We start from the raw sequence: 17,821 nt of genomic DNA, 5'->3' as shown, positions 1-17,821 counted from the left end.
CTTGTTCCATGACTCCGGAAAAGGAAAAAGAACTTCTCATGGCCATCTATGACCGGCTGTTCCAGCTGATCACCTATGAGCCCGAGGGAAGTCACATCAACCCGTTCGGCAAGAAAGAGACCTTCATCCACTTTGCCAAGAACGAGGCCATGCAGCCCAAGGCATTCAAGGGCATGTGGACGCCGACGAACGTGAATGCCGATCTTGGCGCCTCCGAGCTTTTCGCCAATATGGTGGACAAGGTTTCGACACTGTCGCTGGAATGGCTGCCCAAGGACCAGCCGCTGTCGGCAACTTACAAATCCCTCGTCGACGGCATGAACGAGGCCGCCTCGGCGCGGCCCTCGAAAGAGGCGGTCGAAGCCTACAACAAGGCCAGCGCCTATCTGAATGTCACCGCCACCAACCCCTTCACCGGCAAGCCCGATGGCGCGACGACGCCCAGCCCCGACTATGCCGCCTATCAGAAGAATCTCGACGAGCTGACCGGCGCCTACGAGGATTATCAGACCGCCTACAACGGCTTTGTCGACGATGTGGCTGCCGCCGAGAAGAAGGGCGACGAGGATGCCAAGCGCAAGGCGCAGCGCGACTGGAACGCCAGCGAGAAAAGCCTGCGCCGCGACATCAAGCGCGCGCAGGACGCGATCACCCAGGGCAATGGCAAATGGGTGCAGATGGCGCTGGACACGATGAACACCACGATCAACGACGCGCTGGCGCGGGCGCTGGAACAGGCGCGCGAGCGCGTGGCGGACGGCCAGTTCAACGCCAGCGGCGCGCCGGGCGGCACGCCCTGGCTTTTGACCTACGGCTCGCCGGTGGACTGGCATGAGGACGCCGGCGCCAGCAATTTCAGCGAGTTCACCATCACCAGCGATCACAAGGTCGAGGACAATTCCGCCACCAGCCACGCCTACAACTTCAGCGCCTCCTACAATGCCGGGCTTTGGGGGGTGAAGGCCAAGTCCGAGGGCAAGTTCGAGGACAAGCGCCATCACATGAAGGGCGAGAAGGTCGCGATCTCGTGCAAGGTGGCCAAGGTCTCGATCGTGCGGCCATGGTTCAGCGAGCTGCTGTTTCGTTCCGACAACTGGTATACCAACCTCGGGCGGGCGGACGAAAAGGAATATGTCTCGAACGGGACGCTGGACAGCTCGAACGCCGACAAGCTGATACCGATGTATCCGGTGGCCTTCATCGTCGCCCGCGACATCACCATCGAGGCCGATTTCAGCGAAGAGGACAAGTCGATCATCAGCCAGGCGGTCAGCGCCGAGGCCTCGGTCAGCTGGGGACCGTTCTCGGTCGGGGGCGGCTATAAATACGGCAGCGACAAGGAGCATCTGGAGACCAGCCTTGAAAGCGGCAAGCTGCGCATCCCGGGCATGCAGGTGATCGGCTGGGTCAGCCGGGTGATGCCGGCCTGTCCGCGGCAGTCGCGCGCGGATCTTGGCGGCTGATGGGCGACCTTGCGTCGGCCCTGGCGCGTGCGCTGGGGCCGGGCGGGGCGCAGCCCGGGTTGCGTGCCGCCGAGGCAGGCGCGGCGGCGCCGGTGCTGCAGCTGAACGCCTTTCCCCTGCCGCTGGACCTGGCGGCACTGCGCGACGCCTTCGCGCCGGACAATCCGACCGGCAGCCATCTGGCCACCCGGCGCTTTCGCGACCTGTGCAACGCCATCCCCGCCTTTCAGCGCAGCTTCGAGCCGAGCGGGTTGCAGGTCGAGGAGGTCTGGCGCAATCTGGTGTTCGGCGCCTCGGGCGGCAGCCCGCTGACCCGCCGCCTGCTGGCCGAGGCGCAAAAGCTGATCGGCGAATATGAGCTTGCCGACATGGGCGGCACCGCCGACGCCTGGCTGCCGGTGGGCGCCAGCCCCCCGGGCTGGGCCGATCTGCTGGACCAGGCCGAGGAAGTGACGCTGGAACTGGACGAGGACGGCGACAGCGCCGGCGGTTACCGCCTGATCGGCAGCGGCGGCGGGCTGGAATGGACCACCGCCAGCGGGCAGCGGCTGCCGGTGCAGGGCCGGGTGCGCCGCATCAGGCTGCGGGCGATCAAGGTCGATCTCAGCCGGCCCTGGCTGGATTTCCAGCTGCTGGCGCTGGGGCAATGGTCGGTCGAGGGCCATCCCGCCGGCTTTTATTCCAGCGGCGAATTTGCCCGCAACGACGGATTGTTCCCGCTTTTGCCGGTGGCGATGATCGTCGGTCGCGACATCCGCTTCGAGGGCGAGTTCTCGGACCGGGACCGCGGGCTGATGCAGGGCCCGGCGGCACTGGGGCCCTTTCCGGCTGCGGCGGCGGGGGCCGGCAGCCATGTCATCGGCTATGTGACACGGCTGGTGCCGCTGGCGCCGCAGGTCTCGGGCCGCCCGGCGGGCGTGGTGCTGGTGCGCAACGAGGGCGGCTTTGTCGCGCGCTTTGCGCTCAGTTGGCAGCAGGACGGCAAGGAGCACCGGGCGCGCAGCGGCAGCTTTCCGGTGCTGGCGGCGAAATCCCTGCCCATCCCCGCCGAGGCGCAGGAGGTCGCGCTGCACGTCGAGGTGATGACCTTTCCGCCGCCCTTCGAGACCTGGCGGACCGTGGCCGAGCTGCGCCTCGGCGGCCCGCGGCGCAAGGCCTATCTGCTTTCGGGCACCACCGGCAGCCCGAAGTTCCGCGAAATCCCGGGCGACCGCGCGCCGGTCTGAGCGCGCCGCCCCGGGCAACCCATAGCCAAGGAGCGTGAGCCATGGCCATCATCCCAAGAAATCCGGCAAGGGAATCGCTTGCCGCCATCGCCGGTGCCGTCGCGCGCAGCAAGGGGCTGGACGTGGTGCTGGCGCCGCAGCCGGACGTGAGCTTCACCCTCTCGGCGGCGCTGGCGCATCCGCTGCAGGCGCTCGAGAACAGCTATCAGCGCGCCGTACGCGAGGCCGGCCGGCGCGAACCCGACCCCGAGCGCCGGCAGGAGGCCGAGCGCCGCGCTGTCGGGCTATTTTCCCTTCACCGCCGGGCCGCTGTTCCTGATCGGCCCCGAGGGCTCCGAGCCCTGCGCCACCGATGCCGCCTTCGAGGCGGTGCGTAGCGGGCTGAAATCCGTGCGCGACCTGGTGTGGGCACGCCGCCCGCAGGCTGGCTTGAACCGGCGAAGTCCGCCTGCCGCGCCGCGCCACGCTGGACGGCTATCGCGACATTCTGGGCGAATATCATGCCGCCGGCGCCGATCTGGGACATGACACCGCCAGCATTCCGCTGATCGCCGCGATCGAGCAGCTGCTGGCCGAGGCCGGGCCGGAACTCGATGCCGTCGCCGATGCCCGCGCCATGCGCACGGTGATGACAGACCGGCTGCGCCCGCTCTCGGGGCTGCTGGCCGAGCTGATGCGCGGCGCGGCCTCGGTGCAGATGCTCCATGTCATCGACGGGTTCTATCTTTACCGCCTGCTGGTGCGCTATCAGCTGCGGGCCGCGATCCGATCGACGACAGCCAGCGCCGGGACGCCAGCAGCGGCCTGACCGACCTTCTGAACAATCCGCAACCCGATGACGATCGCGCCTGGCTGCTGGACTGGCTCAAGTTCTGGATGCGCCGCATCGACGCCGAGACACAGCGCCTGGGCCATCTGCATTTTCACCTCAAGGCCGGGCGGGCGCTGGAATATGTGCGCGGCCACGCGGCCGAGGGGCGCAACGACTGGGACACGTCCGTGCTGATCGACCCCGACCTGCCGCCCGACGCCTGGCATGCGCGCTTCACCGCGGTCCATAACGCGCTGGTGCCGCTGCTGCTGCGCGCCAAGCGCGCATTTTTTGTCCTGGCGCACCGGCGCGCGGCCGAGACGGCGGCGCTGCGCGACCGCGAGCCCGCTGCCGGATCCAATGCCGAGGAAGCCTCGGACGAGGATCTCTATGACCATGAGGCCAGTGGTTTCGAGCATCTCCTGCCCGCCCTTCCCGACGACGACGAGGATCGGGACGGGGACGAGGCCGCCGGCCTGATCCTTCCGGCGTATTCCGCCGCCTGCAAGGCCGAGCTCATCGACATCGGCATCCCGCGCCGCGACACGGTCGCCGCCATGGAGCACTGGCACCACATCGGCCCCGCGATCATCCGCCAGCCCTGGACCGACGGCATCGCTGTGCCCCCCCAGGGCAATCGCGTTTGGGTCAAACGGCTGTCAACCCCGTGAGAATGCTGCGCAGGAAAGCGTCGTCCCAGCCTGCGCGCTGGAGCTTCGTGGAGAGCGAGCCCTTCGAGGTGTCCCGCCGGACGACGTCCAGCGCGCGACAGCGGAGGATGGTGATGCTGGCCGGGCCGTTGTCCTTGCGGTTGCACGCCGCGTCCTCGCGGAGCGACACATCGAGTTGGCGGCGTCAAGCAGTCCGGCCTCGGCCGCGAGGGCAGCCGCTATGGCATCGAGGACTATCTCGAGACCAAATATCTGTGCCTGTCGATCTGACGGGACCGCCGCGGCGGGAACGCCCCGCCGCGGCGCTGGCCTTTGCCCCGTGAAAGGGCTATGAGGCGCACATGACCCAGTCCCTGCCCCCCTGCCCCGAATGTTCGTCCGGCTTCACCTATCAGCTGGACGCGTTGCTCGTCTGCCCCGAATGCGGCCATGAATGGCAGCCCGGCGCCGCCGCCGAGGAGATCCTCGAGGTGCGCGACAGCGTCGGCAACCTGCTGCAGGACGGCGACACGGTGACGGTGATCAAGGATCTGAAAGTCAAGGGCTCGTCGCAGGTGGTCAAGGTCGGCACCAAGGTGCGCGGCATTCGCCTGGTGCCGGGCGATCACGACATCGACTGCAAGCTGCCGGGAATCGGCCAGATGGGGCTCAAGTCCGAATTCGTGAAGAAGGTGACGCCCTAGGGTGCTTGCCCGTCAAGGGAATGCTTCGGCGGCTTGATTGCCGATTCCCTGCGGCGATGCCGGCATGGATGGCGCGCCTTGCTCTGGCAGATGCAAAATGAGACCCGACCCGGCCCCTGCTGTCGAACTTGGCCGCGCGCATCAGCAGGCGGCGGCTCAAGGAGGGGATCACTGCCTTGGCCTTTCCCGTGGCAGGTCACACCGGGATCAGCGCGATGGTCGATCGCCGGGGCTTGCGGCTGGCGATCGCGCCCATCCCCGGCCAGGCGTCCGGTCGATGCGGCGCTCTGCCGACCTCGTCGCACGGCGCTTTGGCAAGCCCGGGCATTTTCGCAAGATCGCCACCCGCCACGAGAGATCCGCCCGGAACCATCTCGCGGCCGTTCTCATCGCATGCGCAAGACCATGGCTCCGAAGGTCATGAACCCGCGCCCTAAGGTTGGTCCTTGCGCAGGAAAAACAGCGCGACGCCCAGATAGATCCCCGCCGCCGCGAACAGGATCGCCCAGAACAGCGCCCCCTGCGCCGCCTCGACCCCGGCCCAGGCCAGCGGCAGCAGCGTGCAGGCCAGGCGCACCCAGAGCGGACGGAAGAACGGGCTTTGCGGGTCGATCAGCATGGGTCCAGCCTAGCGCAGCGGCGCGGCGGGCGCCACGACCCCGGGCTCGGGGGTGCGAAAATCCGCCGGCCTGATGCCGTGGCGCGTCAGCTTGTCGTAAAAGGTCTTGCGCGGCAGGCGCAGGCGCGACATCGCTTGGGTGGCATTGCCCTGAGCCAGCCGCAGCGCCTCGCGGATCAGTTCGGCCTCGTAAACGGCGACCAGATCGGCCAGACCCGGCGGCTCGGCCTCGGGTCCGGGCGCATCGAAGGGCGACAGGCCAAGCGCGTGGCCTTCGGCGAACTGGCGCAATTCGCGCAGGTTGCCGGGCCAGCCATGCGCCGCCAGCCGCGCCTTGACCGCCCCCGTGACCGGCGCCACCGGCAGACGCAGCCGTTCCGCCGCCTCGAGCAGGAAATGCCGGAACAGTTCGGGAATGTCCTCGCGCCGCTCGCACAGCGGCGGCAGGCGCAGGGTCACCGCCGAGAGCCGGTAGAACAGATCGCCGCGGAACCTGCCCTCGCTCATGCGTTGCGCGAGATCGGCGCGGCTGGCGGCGATCACCCGCAGGTCCAGCGCCCGCGGCGCGGCGCTGCCGGGGGGCTGGATGGCGCGGGTCTCGATCAGGGCCATGATGCGCGCCTGCAGCGGCAGGGACAGCGCCTCGATCTCGTCGAGAAACAGCGTGCCGCGATGCGCCGCCTCCAGCCGGCCGGGCTGGCGCGGTGCCCTGCCCTGCGGCTCGCTGCCCAGCATCTCGGCGTCGAAACGCGCCTCGTCCAGCGCGGCGCAGGCCACATGGACAAAGGTGCGGGCGCGGCGCGGGCCCTGGGCGTGGATGGCGCGCGCCACCGCCTCCTTGCCCGAGCCGCCGGGCCCGGTCAGCAGCAGATCGCCCCCGGTTTCGGCCAGCCGTGCCACGCTGTCGCGCAGATGCGCCATGAAGGGGCCGCTGCCGATCAGCCGCGTCTCGCGCGCCGCCGCGTCCTGTTGCTGCCGGCGCAGGGCGCGGTTTTCCAGCACCAGCGCGCGCGCACTGGCCGCCCGGGCAAGCGCCGCCGCCAGCGGCCCGGCGCCGACGGGCTTGGTCAGAAAATCATAGACCCCCTGGCGCAGCGCCGCGACCGCCATCGGCACGTCGCCATGGCCGGTCAGCAGGATCACCGGCAGGTCCGGGTCCAGCGCATGGATGCGCTCGAACAGCTGGAACCCGTCCAGCCCCGGCATGCGCACATCGCTCAGCACCACGCCGGGCCAGTCCGGGCCAAGCCCTTCGAGCGCGGCCAGCGGGTCGTCGAAGGTTTCAGGGTCGAACCCGGCCAGACGCAGCGCCTGCGCCTGCGCTGCCAGCAGGTCCGGGTCGTCATCGACCAGCCGCACCAGCGAGGGCCCGCCGCTCATGCCGCCTCCGGCAGTTTAAGGTGAAAGGTGGCGCCCCGGCCGGGCTGCGGCGGCTCGGCCCAGAGCCGGCCGCCAAAGTCGCGGGCGATGTTCTGGGCGATCACCAGACCGAGGCCGAGGCCGTCGGGCTTGCTCGAGGCAAAGGGCGTGAACAGGCTGGCCCAGATCTGCGGCGCCAGCCCGGGGCCGTTGTCCGAGATGGTCAGCCGCAGCATCGGCCCGGGTGTCAGCGCGATGCGCAGCTCGGGGTCGGGGCGGCCGGCCAGCGCCTCTTGCGCGTTCTGGATCAGGTTCACCAGGATTTGCTCAAGCCGCACGGTCTCGGCCTGCACCCGCAGATCGGGCGGGATCTCGGGCAGGATCAGGCGGATGCCCTCGGCGCGGCGCCGGCTGGCGACCAGCAGCAGCGCCGCGTCCAGCGCCTCTTTCAGCGACACCGGGCCAAGCTCGCCGGTGGCCTTGCGGGCAAAGCCGCGCAATTCGGTGGTGATCTGGGCGATGCGGTCAGACATGCGCAGGATCTGGCCCAGATTGGCGTCGATCTCCGGCGCGGCCTCGGCGGGCAGCATCTGCCGGCCATTCTCGGCCAGCAGGCGGATGGTGGCCAGGGGCGTGTTCACCTCATGCGCGACGCCGGCGGTGATCTGGCCCAGCGTCGCCAGCTTGTTGGCCTGCACCATGTCGCCCTGCAGCTGCACCAGCCGCTGCTCGGCGGCGCGGCGCTCGCGCATTTCATCCGAGAGGTCGCGGGTGCGCGCAGCCACGGCGCGTTCCAGATCGGTGCGATAGCGTCGCTCGGCCTCGGCGCGGCGCGCGGCGCGGCTGCGCGCGCGCTGCGCGACCAGCCCCGCCCCCAGCGCCAGCGTCAGCACGAAACCCGCCGTGCCGGTCCACAGCAGCGCCGCGCGCAGCGCCGCCCCGCTGGAGCTGCGCACCACCAGCTGCCAGTCGGTGCCCGGCACCGGCGTCACCGCCTCGGCCTGATGCGCCTGCAGCGGCGGCAGCGGTTGAAAGCGCCGCGCCGGATCGCTGCCCAGGATCACCTGCCCCGTGGCGTCGATGACATGGGTCGCCTCGCCCGAGCGCGCCCAGTTCGCCTCCATGCGGTCGAATTCGACCTTGACCACCACCACGCCACGCGGCGCGCCCTCCAGCCGCACATCATGGGACAGATACAGGCCCGGCCGCTTGCTGACCGAGCCAAGCGCGAATTGCGTCGCCTGGCCCTGATGCAGGGCGCGGGTGAAATAGTCGCGGAACCCATAGTTCAGCCCGACGAAACTGTCGGACTGGTTCCAGTTCGAGGCGGCCAGCGCCACACCCTCGGTATTCAGCAGATAGATCACCGAACTGTCGGTCTCGCGGCCGATACGCTCGAACTTGCGCGAGATCGGCGCGAGGCTGGCCGGTTCGGGCAGCGCGAGGCCCTGGCGCACGGCGCCGTCGTCCGACAGCACCGCCGCCACTGCGCGCTGCTTGGCCAGCACGCTTTCCAGCGCCTGGGCGCGGATGCCGGCGGTGATCTCAAGCTGGTCGGTCAGGGCGCGCAGGGCGGCGCCGCGCGCCTGCAGGAAGGTCAGCAGCAGCAGCCCCGCGACCGCCAGCGCCAGCGCCGCCAGCAGCAGCGCCCGGCGCAGCCGCGCCGGCGCGGCCACGTCTTCGGGCGAATCGGCCGTCAGGGTCATCGCACCTCCTTGCCGGGCGGCCTTGGGGATCTGTGTGGGTTTCCACACTAACACATCGCGCCTGTGCGGGAAACCACACGGTTTTGCGCCCCACCCCCGGACAAAGCGCCATGATTACAACGCATTGCCGCCATGCGCGCAGATTTTTGGTGCCAGGCGCCCTCACCCTATCATGGCGTCACAAATCCGTCATCTGCAAGGTTGAGGAGACCTGAATGCACATCGACACCACCGCCGCGCGCCCCGTCCACACGCCGCGCCCCATTTACCGTCATCTCTATTTCCAGGTGCTTTGCGCCATCATCGCCGGCGCGCTGATCGGGCATTTCTTCCCCGAGACCGGCGAGGCGCTGAAGCCGCTCGGCGACGGCTTCATCAAGCTGGTCAAGATGATCATCGCGCCGGTGATCTTCCTGACCATCGTCACCGGCCTGGCCGGCATGGGCACGCTCAGGGGCGTGGGCTCGGTGGTGGGCAAGGCATTCGCCTATTTCTTCACCTTCTCGACGCTGGCGCTGATCGTCGGCCTGATCATCGCCAATGTCATCCAGCCCGGCGCCGGCATGAACATCGACCCGGCGACGCTGGACGCCAGCAAGGTCGAGACCTTCGCCGCAAAGGCGCATGAGACCTCGCTGACCGGCTTTGTCATGGACATCATCCCCTCGACGATCACCGGCGCCTTCGTCGAAGGCAATATCCTGCAGGTGCTGTTCGTCGCCATCATGTTCGGCATCAGCCTGATCCTGATCGGCGACAAGGCCAAGCCGGTCCTGACGCTGTTCGAGGCCATGAGCCATGCCGTCTTCCGCATGGTGGACATCCTGATGAAGGCCGCGCCCGTCGGTGCCTTCGGCGCCTTCGCCTTCACCATCGGCAAATACGGCATCGCATCGGTGGTGAACCTGGCGGCGCTGGTCGGCACCTTCTACCTGACGGCGGCGCTGTTCGTGGTGGTGATCCTCGGCACGGTCTGCATGCTGAACGGCTTTTCGATCTTCCGCCTGATCTCCTATCTCAAGGCGGAACTGCTGCTGGTGCTGGGCACCTCCTCGTCGGAATCGGCCCTGCCCTCGCTGATGGAGAAGATGGAGAAGGCCGGCTGCGCCCGCCCCGTCGTCGGCCTGGTCGTGCCGACCGGCTACAGCTTCAACCTGGACGGCACCAATATCTACATGACGCTGGCGGCGCTGTTCATCGCCCAGGCGACGAACATCGACCTGTCGCTGCAGGAACAGGTGCTGCTGCTGCTGGTCGCCATGCTGTCCTCGAAAGGTGCGGCGGGCGTGACCGGCGCGGGCTTCATCACCCTGGCCGCGACGCTTTCGGTGGTGCCGACGGTGCCGGTCGCCGGCATGGCGCTGATCCTGGGCGTCGACCGCTTCATGTCGGAATGCCGCTCGATCACCAATTTCATCGGCAATGCGGTCGCCACCGTGGTGGTCAGCCGCTGGCATGGCGCCTTCGACCGCGAGCAGTTCGACCTGGCACTGGCCGGCGAGGCCACGGGCCAGCCGCGCCCGATCCGCGGCCTGCGCGGCGCCCCCGCCGGGCTGCAGCTGAACGAGGCCAGCGCCGACTGAGCCGGTCGGCCACGAAACCGCAAGGGGCGTCACGACTGCCGTGGCGCCCCTTCTGCATTTCGGGTTCAGACTGCGGCGATGGTCGCCGCCACCGCCCGCCGCCAACGGCCATAGCGCGCCTCGCGCATCCCGGGCGCCATGCCCGGTTCAAAGCGGCGCTCAAGCGCCCAGTTGCGGGCGAAATCCCCGGGCGACGGGCAGAGGCCGGTGTGCAGCCCCGCCAGATAGGCCGCCCCCAGCGCCGTGGTCTCGGTCACCACCGGCCGGTCCACCGGCGCGCCCAGGATGTCCGAGAGGAACTGCATGGTCCAGTCGCTGGCCACCATGCCGCCATCGACGCGCAGCACGCCATCCGCCGCCGCGCCCCAGTCGGCGCGCATGGCCTCGAGCAGGTCGCGGGTCTGGAAGCCAACGCTTTCCAGCGCGGCGCGGGCAAATTCCGCCGGACCCGAGCCGCGCGTCAGGCCAAAGATCGCGCCGCGGCAATCGGGCCGCCAATAGGGTGCGCCAAGCCCGGTGAAGGCCGGCACCAGCACCAGGTCCTGGCCTGGATCGGCGGCCTCGGCCAGGGGCTGGGTCTCGGCGGCCTCGCGGATGATCTTCAGCCCGTCACGCAGCCATTGCACCACCGCGCCGGCGATGAAGATCGAGCCCTCGAGCGCATAGGTGGTCTGCCCGTCCAGGCGATAGGCGATGGTGGTCAGCAGGCGGTTTTTCGACGGCACCATCTGCGGCCCGGTGTTGAGCAGCGCAAAACAACCGGTGCCATAGGTCGATTTCATCATCCCGGGCTGGAAACAGGCCTGGCCCACGGTCGCCGCCTGCTGGTCGCCCGCGACGCCGGTGATCGGGATCTCGCGGCCAAAGAGATCGGCGCGGGTATGGCCGAAATCGCCGGCACAGTCGCGCACATCGGGCAGCAGCGCCATGGGGATGTCCAGAAGCGCGCAGATCTCGGAGTCCCAGCGGTTCTCGGCGATGTTGAAAAGCAGGGTGCGCGCGGCATTGGTGGCGTCGGTCGCATGCACGCGCCCGCCGGTCAGGTTCCAGATCAGCCAGCTGTCCACGGTGCCAAAGGCAAGCTCGCCCCGCCCGGCGCGTTCGCGGGCATCGGGGATATGGTCGAGCAGCCATTTCAGCTTGGTTCCCGAGAAATAGGGGTCCAGCAGCAGGCCGGTGCGCGCCGCGATCATCGGCTCATGGCCCGCGGATTTCAGCCGCTCGCACAGCGGGGCGGTGCGCCGGTCCTGCCAGACGATGGCGCGATGAAGCGGCTGACCACTGGCGCGGTCCCACAGGATCGTCGTCTCGCGCTGGTTGGTGATGCCGATGGCGGCGATGTCCTCGGCGCCCATGCCGGCCTTTTCGATCGCCGCCCGCGCCGTCGCCGCGACCGAGGCCCAGATGTCGCCCGCGTCATGTTCGACCCAGCCCGAGGCGGGAAAATGCTGCGGAAACTCGGTCTGCGCCGCGGCGACGGGCACCAGCCCGGCGTCAAAGATGATGGCGCGCGACGAGGTGGTGCCCTGGTCGATGGCAAGGATATGGGTCATGCGGTCTCTGCCTTCCTGTGGTCTGCCTTCCTGCAGCTTGCGCGGGGGGCGGTCGCCCGCCCCCGGCCGGTCATTTCTGCCAGGACTTGATCAGGTCGTCATAAGAGACGGTCTCGCCCTGCGGCTTTTCGTTTTCCAGCTTGCCCACCGGCGAGCCTTCGGCGTCCAGCCATTCCTGCGCGTCCTTTTCCTCGTTCAGCTTCGGACCGAGATCGCCCTGCACACCCGAACGCTCGAGCCGCGCCAGCACCTTTTCCTGTTCGGCGCAAAGCGCGTCCAGCGCCTCCTGCGGGGTCTTGGCGCCCGACAGCGCGTCGCCGATGTTCTGCCACCAGAGCTGCGCCAGCTTGGGATAGTCGGGGATATTGGTGCCGGTGGGCGACCAGCGCACCCGCGCGGGCGAGCGATAGAACTCGATCAGCCCGCCCAGTTGCGGCGCGCGTTCGGTGAAGGACTTGTCCTGGATGGTGGACTCGCGGATGAAGGTCAGCCCGACATGGGATTTCTTCACATCCACTGTCTTCGAGGTGACGAATTGCGCGTAAAGCCAGGCCGCCTGCGCGCGGTCGATGGGGGTCGACTTCATCAGCGTCCAGGAACCCACGTCCTGATAGCCGATCTTGGTGCCCTCGCTCCAATAGGCACCATGCGGGCTGGGGGCCATGCGCCATTTCGGCGTGCCGTCGGCGTTCGTCACCGCCGTGCCGGGCTTGACCATATCGGCGGTGAAGGCGGTATACCAGAACATCTGCTGGGCGATGTCGCCGCGCGCCGGAACCGGGCCCGCCTCGCTGAAGGTCATGCCCTGGGCCTCGGGCGGGGCGTATTTCTGCAGCCATTCTATGGCCTTGGTCACCGCATAGACCGCCGCCGCGTCATTGGTCGCACCGCCGCGCGCCACGCAAGAGCCGACGGGGCGGCTGTTTTCGTCGACGCGCACGCCCCATTCGTCGACCGGCAGGCCGTTCGGCTCGCCCTTGTCGCCCATGCCGGCCATGGACATCCAGGCATCGGTATAGCGCCAGCCGAGGCTCGGGTCCTTCTTGCCATAGTCCATGTTGCCCCAGGCCTTCGCCGGGCCGCCCTCGATATAGGACATGTCGCGGCCGGTAAAGAATTCGGCGATGTCCTCATAGGCGGACCAGTTCACCGGCACGCCCAGGTCATAGCCGTATTTGGCCTTGAAATCCTCTTTGGTCCTGGGGTCGTTGAACCAGTCGTAGCGGAACCAGTAGAGGTTGGCGAACTGCTGGTCGGGCAGCTGATACAGCTCGCCGTCGGGCGCGGTGGTGAACTTCAGCCCGATGAAATCGGGCAGGTCCAGCGTCGGGCTGGTGAAATCCTTGCCCTCCTCGGCCATCCATTTGGTCAGGTCGCGCGCCTGCTGATAGCGCCAATGCGTGCCGATCAGGTCGGAATCGTTCACATAGCCGTCATAGATGTTCTCACCGGTCTGCATCTGGGTCTGCAGCTTTTCGACGACATCGCCCTCGCCGATCAGGTCATGGGTCACCTTGATGCCGGTGATGGCGGTAAAGGCCGGGGCCAGCACCTTGGATTCATATTCATGCGTGGTGATGGTTTCCGAGACCACCTTGATCTCCATGCCCGCAAGCGGCTTGGCGGCGTCGATGAACCACTGCATCTCCTTTTCCTGATCCGCGCGCGACAGCGTCGACAGATCGCCGATCTCGGCATCGAGGAATTTCTTCGCCGCCTCCATGTCGGCCCAGGCCGGGGCTGTTCCCATCGCCATCAGCGCCAGAGCGAGCGCGGTGGTCGTCCGTGTCAGTCTCATGTTTTCCTCCCTGATGAGACGTTCGTTTCTTCACGCACGCCATTCGCGGCGCGCGGCCGTTCATACCCAGCGAAACACCGCCGCGGCATAGACCAGACACAGCGCCAGGGCCCACCACAGGGGCGGCCCGGCGAAGAACAGCCAGCCCAGACAGATGAAGGCCGAGCCGAGCAGCGAGATGAACAGCCGGTCGCCGCGCGTGGTCTCGATGCGCAGGACGCCCGGGCGCGGGGTTTCGGGGAAGCGGATGGCCAGCAGGGTGAACAGCACCAGCAGGCCGGCGATCGCCCAGAAAAACAGCGCCACCGGAAAGGTCCAGGCCATCCAGCCGCGCTCGATCATCGGCGCGGTCCAGTCGCGGACCCCGTCCCTGACCGGCGTGGCCCAGACCAGAAAGGCCAGCGCCGCACCCATGACCACCAGCGCGGCGGTCCAGATCGCGAACCAGTTCGCGCGGCGGGGCGTGTCGGCCATCACACCCTCCCCAGGGCAAAGCCCTTGGCGATGTAGTTGCGCACGAACCAGATGACCAGGGCGCCGGGCACGATGGTCAGCACCCCCGCCGCGGCCAGCACCCCCCAATCCATCCCCGAGGCCGAGACCGTGCGCGTCATCGTCGCCGCGATCGGCTTGGCGTTCACCGCCGTCAAGGTGCGCGACAAGAGCAGCTCCACCCATGAGAACATGAAGCAGAAGAAGGCCGCGACCCCGATTCCGCTGGCGATCAGCGGCATGAAGATGCGGACAAAGAACCGCGGAAAGGAATAGCCGTCGATATAGGCGGTCTCGTCGATCTCGCGCGGCACGCCGCGCATGAAGCCCTCGAGGATCCAGACCGCCAGCGGCACGTTGAAGAGGCAATGCGCCAGCGCCACCGCGATATGGGTGTCAAACAGCCCGATCGAGGAATAGAGCTGGAAGAAGGGCAGCGCAAAGACCGCCGGCGGCGCCATGCGGTTGGTGAGCAGCCAGAAGAACAGGTGCTTGTCGCCCATGAAGCTGTAGCGCGAGAAGGCATAGGCCGCAGGCAGCGCCACCGAGACGGAAAGCACCGTGTTCATGACCACATAGATGATGGAGTTCACGTAACCCATATACCAGCTGGGATCGGTCAGGATGACGCGATAGTTCTGCAGCGTCGGCTGTGCGGGATAAAGGCCGAAGCTGCCGGTGATCTCGGCATTGGTCTTCAGGCTCATGTTCGCCAGCCAGTAGATCGGCACCGTCAGGAACACCAGATAGAGAATCATCACCACGGCGGCGGCGCGCAGGCGCATCACATGCCCTCCGACTGATCGTGGCCCGAGCGGTCGAAATTGGTCATCACCGTATAGAAGACCCAGCTGACCAGCAGGATGACCAGGAAATACATCAGGCTGAAGGCCGCCGCCGGGCCAAGGTCGAACTGCCCCACCGCCATCTTGACGAGGTCGATGGACAGGAAGGTGGTGGCATTGCCCGGGCCGCCGCCGGTGACGACGAAGGGCTCGGTATAGATCATGAAACTGTCCATGAAGCGCAGGAGCACCGCGATCAGCAGCACGCCGCGCATCTTGGGCAGTTCAATGAAGCGAAACACCGCCCAGCGGCTGGCCTGGTCGATGCGCGCCGCCTGGTAATAGGCCTGCGGGATGGATTGCAGCCCGGCATAGCACAAGAGCGCCACAAGGCTGGTCCAGTGCCAGACATCCATGACGATGACGATGATCCAGGCGTCAACGGGGTCGTTGGTATAGTTGAAATCGATCCCCAGCCGGGTCAGCGCATGCCCCAGAAGCCCGATGTCCACCCGGCCGAAGATCTGCCAGATCGTGCCCACGACGTTGAAGGGGATCAGCAGCGGCAGCGCCATCAGCACCAGCACCAGGCTGGACCAGAAACCCTTCTTGGGCATGTTCAGCGCCACGAAGATGCCCAGCGGCACCTCGATCGCCAGCACGATGGCGGAAAACAGCACCTGCCGACCCAGTGCCGCATGCAGCCGGTCGGAATGCACCATCTCGTCGAACCATTCGAGACCTGCCCAGAAGAACTCGTTCTTGCCGAATGTGTCGTTGAAGGCATAGTTCACCACCGTCATCAGCGGGATCACCGCCGAGAAGGCCACCACCGCCAGCATCGGCAGCACCAGAAACCAGGCGCGGTTGTTCGGGGTCTTGTCCATCACGCCCCTCCGGCGGCCAGCGGCGCCACGCGCCAGTCGTCGACATAGACATTGACCCGTTCCGGCGCGAAGCCAAGGCGGGTCCCGGGGGCGACCGGCATGCCCTCGGGGATCACCACATTCACCGCCTGCCCCAGCGTCGTGCCGCGCACCAGGCGGTGGCGGCCCAGGTCCTCTACGCGGCTGACGGCAAAGGGCAGGTCGCCGGTGGCGGAAAGATGCGCATGTTCGGGGCGGATGCCGATCTGCACCCGTCCCGTGGCGGGGCCATAGCGCCCGGCAAGCTCGACCACGCCGCCGCCGGGCAGGAAGGCGTGGCCCTCGCGCAGCTCGGCCTCAAGAAAGTTCATCCCCGGCGAGCCGATGAAATAGCCGACAAAGCTGTGCGCCGGCCGCGCGAACAGTTCCTCGGGCGTGCCCATCTGCACCACGCGGCCCTCATGCATGACCACCACCCTTTCGGCGAATGTCAGCGCCTCGGTCTGGTCATGGGTGACATAGATCATCGTATGGCCGAACTCGCGGTGCAGCCGCCTGAGCTGGGTGCGCAATTCCCATTTCATCTGCGGGTCGATGACGGTCAGCGGCTCGTCGAAAAGGATGGCGTTCACGTCCTCGCGCACCATGCCGCGGCCGAGGCTGATCTTCTGCTTGGCGTCGGCGGTCAGCCCCTGCGCCTTGCGGTCGAGCATCGCCTCCATGCCGATCATGCGGGCGATCCGGTCGACCCTGGCCCTGACATGGGCCGCGTCCTTGCCGCGGTTGCGCAGCGGAAATGCCAGATTGTCGCGCACGGTCATGGTGTCATAGACCACCGGGAACTGGAACACCTGCGCGATGTTGCGCGCCGTGGTCGGCTGGTCGGTCACGTCGCGGTCCCCGAACAGCACCCGGCCGTGGCTGGGACGCAAAAGCCCCGAGATGATGTTCAGCAGCGTGGTCTTGCCGCAGCCCGAGGCGCCGAGCAGCGCATAGGCGCCACCGTCCTGCCAGACGTGATCCATTTCCTTCAGCGCGTAATCGGCCTCGGCCTGCGGCTGCGCCAGATAGCTGTGGGCGAGGTTCCTGAGCGTGATCTGCGCCATCTCAGGCCGCCCTTGCATAGGCGGCGGGCGCCGCCAGCCGCCCGGCGCCGTCGAACAGATAGACATGCGCGGGATCCAGCCACAGGCCCAGCTCCTGCCCCGGCTCAAGCGCATGCACGCCCGCCACCAGCCCGACCCAGCGCTGGCCGGCGTGGTCGGCATGGATGAAGGTCTCGGCGCCGGTGATCTCGGTCTCGACCAGCCGGCAGGGGAATTCCGCCGCATCCGGCCCCGGGCGGGCCAGCGCCAGGTGGTTGGGGCGGAACCCGGCCAGATACTCGCCCTCGGGCAGCGCGGCAAAACCCGCACCCGGCATCCGCGTGCCGCCCAGCCACAATTCTGCGCCCCGCCGGCGCGCCGGGATGAAGTTCATCGGCGGGTCGGAGAACACCCGCGCCGTGGTCGCGTCCTGCGGCGCGCGATAGACCTGCGGCGTCGGGCCGAATTGCGTCACCCGCCCCTGCCACAGGGTCGCGGTCTGGCCGCCCAGCAGCAGCGCCTCCTCGGGCTCGGTGGTGGCATAGACGAAGATCGCCCCGGAAGCCTCGAAGATGCGGGGGATTTCCAGCCGCAGCTCCTCGCGCAGTTTGTAGTCGAGATTGGCCAGCGGCTCGTCGAGCAGCACCAGACCGGCACCCTTGACCAGCGCCCGCGCCAGGGCGCAGCGCTGCTGCTGGCCGCCCGACAGTTCCAGCGGCCGGCGCGTCAGCATCGGCGTCAGGCGCAGCATCTCGGCGGTCTCGTGCACGCGGCGCCGGATCTCCTCGGAGGGGCGGCCCAGGATGCGCAGCGGCGAGGCGATGTTTTCATAGACCGTCAGGCCGGGATAGTTGATGAACTGCTGATAGACCATGGCAATGCCGCGGTCCTGTACGCGCTGGCCGGTCACGTCCCGCCCGTCCCACAGGATGCGCCCGCTGCTTGGCCGGTCAAGCCCGGCCATCAACCGCATCAGGCTGGTCTTGCCCGCCAGCGTCGGACCCAGCAGCACGTTCATCGTGCCCTTCTGCAGGACAAGGCTGGTAGCATGGACATGCACCTGCCGGCCGACCAGACGCGACACGTCCCGCAATTCCAGCGCCATTGCCCTTCCCCCCCCT

The 17,821-nt window shown here is 67.8% G+C and carries 17 protein-coding genes and 1 pseudogene; 8 read left to right on the top strand and 10 right to left on the bottom strand.

The genetic code is table 11. The features are described 5' to 3' along the window. Positions 1-38 precede the first annotated feature (38 nt). The 7 genes and pseudogenes from WMK75_RS01445 (at position 39) to WMK75_RS01415 (ending at position 4,854) form a co-directional block, all read left to right on the top strand. Entirely contained in the window at positions 39-1,463 is a 1,425-nt protein-coding gene (locus WMK75_RS01445) for a hypothetical protein (protein ID WP_347265873.1), read from the top strand. After that, the gene (locus tag WMK75_RS01440; protein ID WP_347265872.1) at positions 1,463-2,689 is read left to right on the top strand and encodes a hypothetical protein; all 1,227 of its coding nucleotides are present in this window, start codon (positions 1,463-1,465) and stop codon (positions 2,687-2,689) included. The genes WMK75_RS01445 and WMK75_RS01440 overlap by 1 nt, the downstream gene beginning before the upstream one ends. Before the next feature lie 41 nt (positions 2,690-2,730). Beyond that, positions 2,731-3,066 carry a hypothetical protein gene (locus tag WMK75_RS01435; protein ID WP_347265871.1) on the top strand — a complete coding sequence of 112 codons (336 nt, stop codon included), beginning with the start codon at positions 2,731-2,733 and terminating at the stop codon, positions 3,064-3,066. Between the two features lie 251 nt (positions 3,067-3,317). Beyond that, positions 3,318-3,497, top strand: coding sequence for a hypothetical protein (locus tag WMK75_RS01430; protein ID WP_347265870.1), 180 nt, complete (start codon positions 3,318-3,320; stop codon positions 3,495-3,497). A 68-nt stretch (positions 3,498-3,565) separates the two neighbouring features. Continuing rightward, positions 3,566-4,171, top strand: coding sequence for a hypothetical protein (locus WMK75_RS01425; RefSeq protein ID WP_347265869.1), 606 nt, complete (start codon positions 3,566-3,568; stop codon positions 4,169-4,171). Between the two features lie 177 nt (positions 4,172-4,348). Continuing rightward, positions 4,349-4,441, top strand: a pseudogene (locus WMK75_RS01420) (aldehyde dehydrogenase family protein); the annotation flags it as partial. 71 nt (positions 4,442-4,512) lie between these two features. Continuing rightward, complete coding sequence (locus WMK75_RS01415; RefSeq protein WP_347265868.1) at positions 4,513-4,854, top strand: zinc ribbon domain-containing protein YjdM; 342 nt, start codon at positions 4,513-4,515, stop codon at positions 4,852-4,854. A 433-nt stretch (positions 4,855-5,287) separates the two neighbouring features. Here WMK75_RS01415 and WMK75_RS01410 read toward each other — a convergent pair whose 3' ends face one another. The 3 genes from WMK75_RS01410 to WMK75_RS01400 are packed head-to-tail and all read right to left on the bottom strand — an operon-like array spanning position 5,288 to position 8,538. After that, positions 5,288-5,473, bottom strand: coding sequence for a hypothetical protein (locus WMK75_RS01410; RefSeq protein ID WP_347265867.1), 186 nt, complete (start codon positions 5,471-5,473; stop codon positions 5,288-5,290). A gap of 9 nt (positions 5,474-5,482) precedes the next feature. Further along, on the bottom strand, positions 5,483-6,853 hold the full coding sequence (locus WMK75_RS01405; RefSeq protein WP_347265866.1) for a sigma-54 dependent transcriptional regulator: 1,371 nt from the start codon (positions 6,851-6,853) through the stop codon (positions 5,483-5,485). Continuing rightward, positions 6,850-8,538 (bottom strand): ATP-binding protein, encoded by a 1,689-nt coding sequence (locus WMK75_RS01400; RefSeq protein WP_347265865.1) that lies wholly within the window; start codon positions 8,536-8,538, stop codon positions 6,850-6,852. Before WMK75_RS01400 ends, WMK75_RS01405 begins: the two co-directional genes overlap by 4 nt. Positions 8,539-8,753: 215 nt before the next feature. Between WMK75_RS01400 and WMK75_RS01395 the strand changes: the two genes are divergently transcribed. Then, positions 8,754-10,121, top strand: a complete 1,368-nt coding sequence (locus tag WMK75_RS01395) for a dicarboxylate/amino acid:cation symporter (protein WP_347265864.1) — start codon at positions 8,754-8,756, stop codon at positions 10,119-10,121. Between the two features lie 65 nt (positions 10,122-10,186). Here WMK75_RS01395 and glpK read toward each other — a convergent pair whose 3' ends face one another. The 7 genes from glpK to WMK75_RS01360 form a co-directional block, all read right to left on the bottom strand. Beyond that, entirely contained in the window at positions 10,187-11,674 is a 1,488-nt protein-coding gene (gene glpK / locus WMK75_RS01390) for a glycerol kinase GlpK (protein ID WP_347265863.1), read from the bottom strand. Positions 11,675-11,744: 70 nt separating this feature from the next. Further along, on the bottom strand, positions 11,745-13,472 hold the full coding sequence (locus WMK75_RS01385; protein ID WP_347265862.1) for an ABC transporter substrate-binding protein: 1,728 nt from the start codon (positions 13,470-13,472) through the stop codon (positions 11,745-11,747). A 60-nt stretch (positions 13,473-13,532) separates the two neighbouring features. Then, on the bottom strand, positions 13,533-13,946 hold the full coding sequence (locus WMK75_RS01380) for a DUF2160 domain-containing protein (protein WP_347265861.1): 414 nt from the start codon (positions 13,944-13,946) through the stop codon (positions 13,533-13,535). After that, complete coding sequence (locus tag WMK75_RS01375) at positions 13,946-14,749, bottom strand: carbohydrate ABC transporter permease (RefSeq protein WP_347265860.1); 804 nt, start codon at positions 14,747-14,749, stop codon at positions 13,946-13,948. Before WMK75_RS01375 ends, WMK75_RS01380 begins: the two co-directional genes overlap by 1 nt. Next, positions 14,749-15,636, bottom strand: a complete 888-nt coding sequence (locus WMK75_RS01370) for a sugar ABC transporter permease (protein ID WP_347265859.1) — start codon at positions 15,634-15,636, stop codon at positions 14,749-14,751. The genes WMK75_RS01375 and WMK75_RS01370 overlap by 1 nt, the downstream gene beginning before the upstream one ends. Then, the gene (locus WMK75_RS01365; RefSeq protein ID WP_347265858.1) at positions 15,636-16,721 is read right to left on the bottom strand and encodes an ABC transporter ATP-binding protein; all 1,086 of its coding nucleotides are present in this window, start codon (positions 16,719-16,721) and stop codon (positions 15,636-15,638) included. The genes WMK75_RS01370 and WMK75_RS01365 overlap by 1 nt, the downstream gene beginning before the upstream one ends. A 1-nt stretch (position 16,722) precedes the next feature. Then, on the bottom strand, positions 16,723-17,805 hold the full coding sequence (locus WMK75_RS01360; RefSeq protein WP_347265857.1) for an ABC transporter ATP-binding protein: 1,083 nt from the start codon (positions 17,803-17,805) through the stop codon (positions 16,723-16,725). Positions 17,806-17,821: the final 16 nt, after the last annotated feature.

The sequence above is a fragment of the Paracoccus sp. (in: a-proteobacteria) genome (assembly GCF_039808215.1).
Lineage (GTDB): Bacteria > Pseudomonadota > Alphaproteobacteria > Rhodobacterales > Rhodobacteraceae > Paracoccus.
The sequence above is the reverse complement of the archived record's forward strand: the minus strand, read 5'-3'. Positions and strand labels throughout refer to the sequence as shown.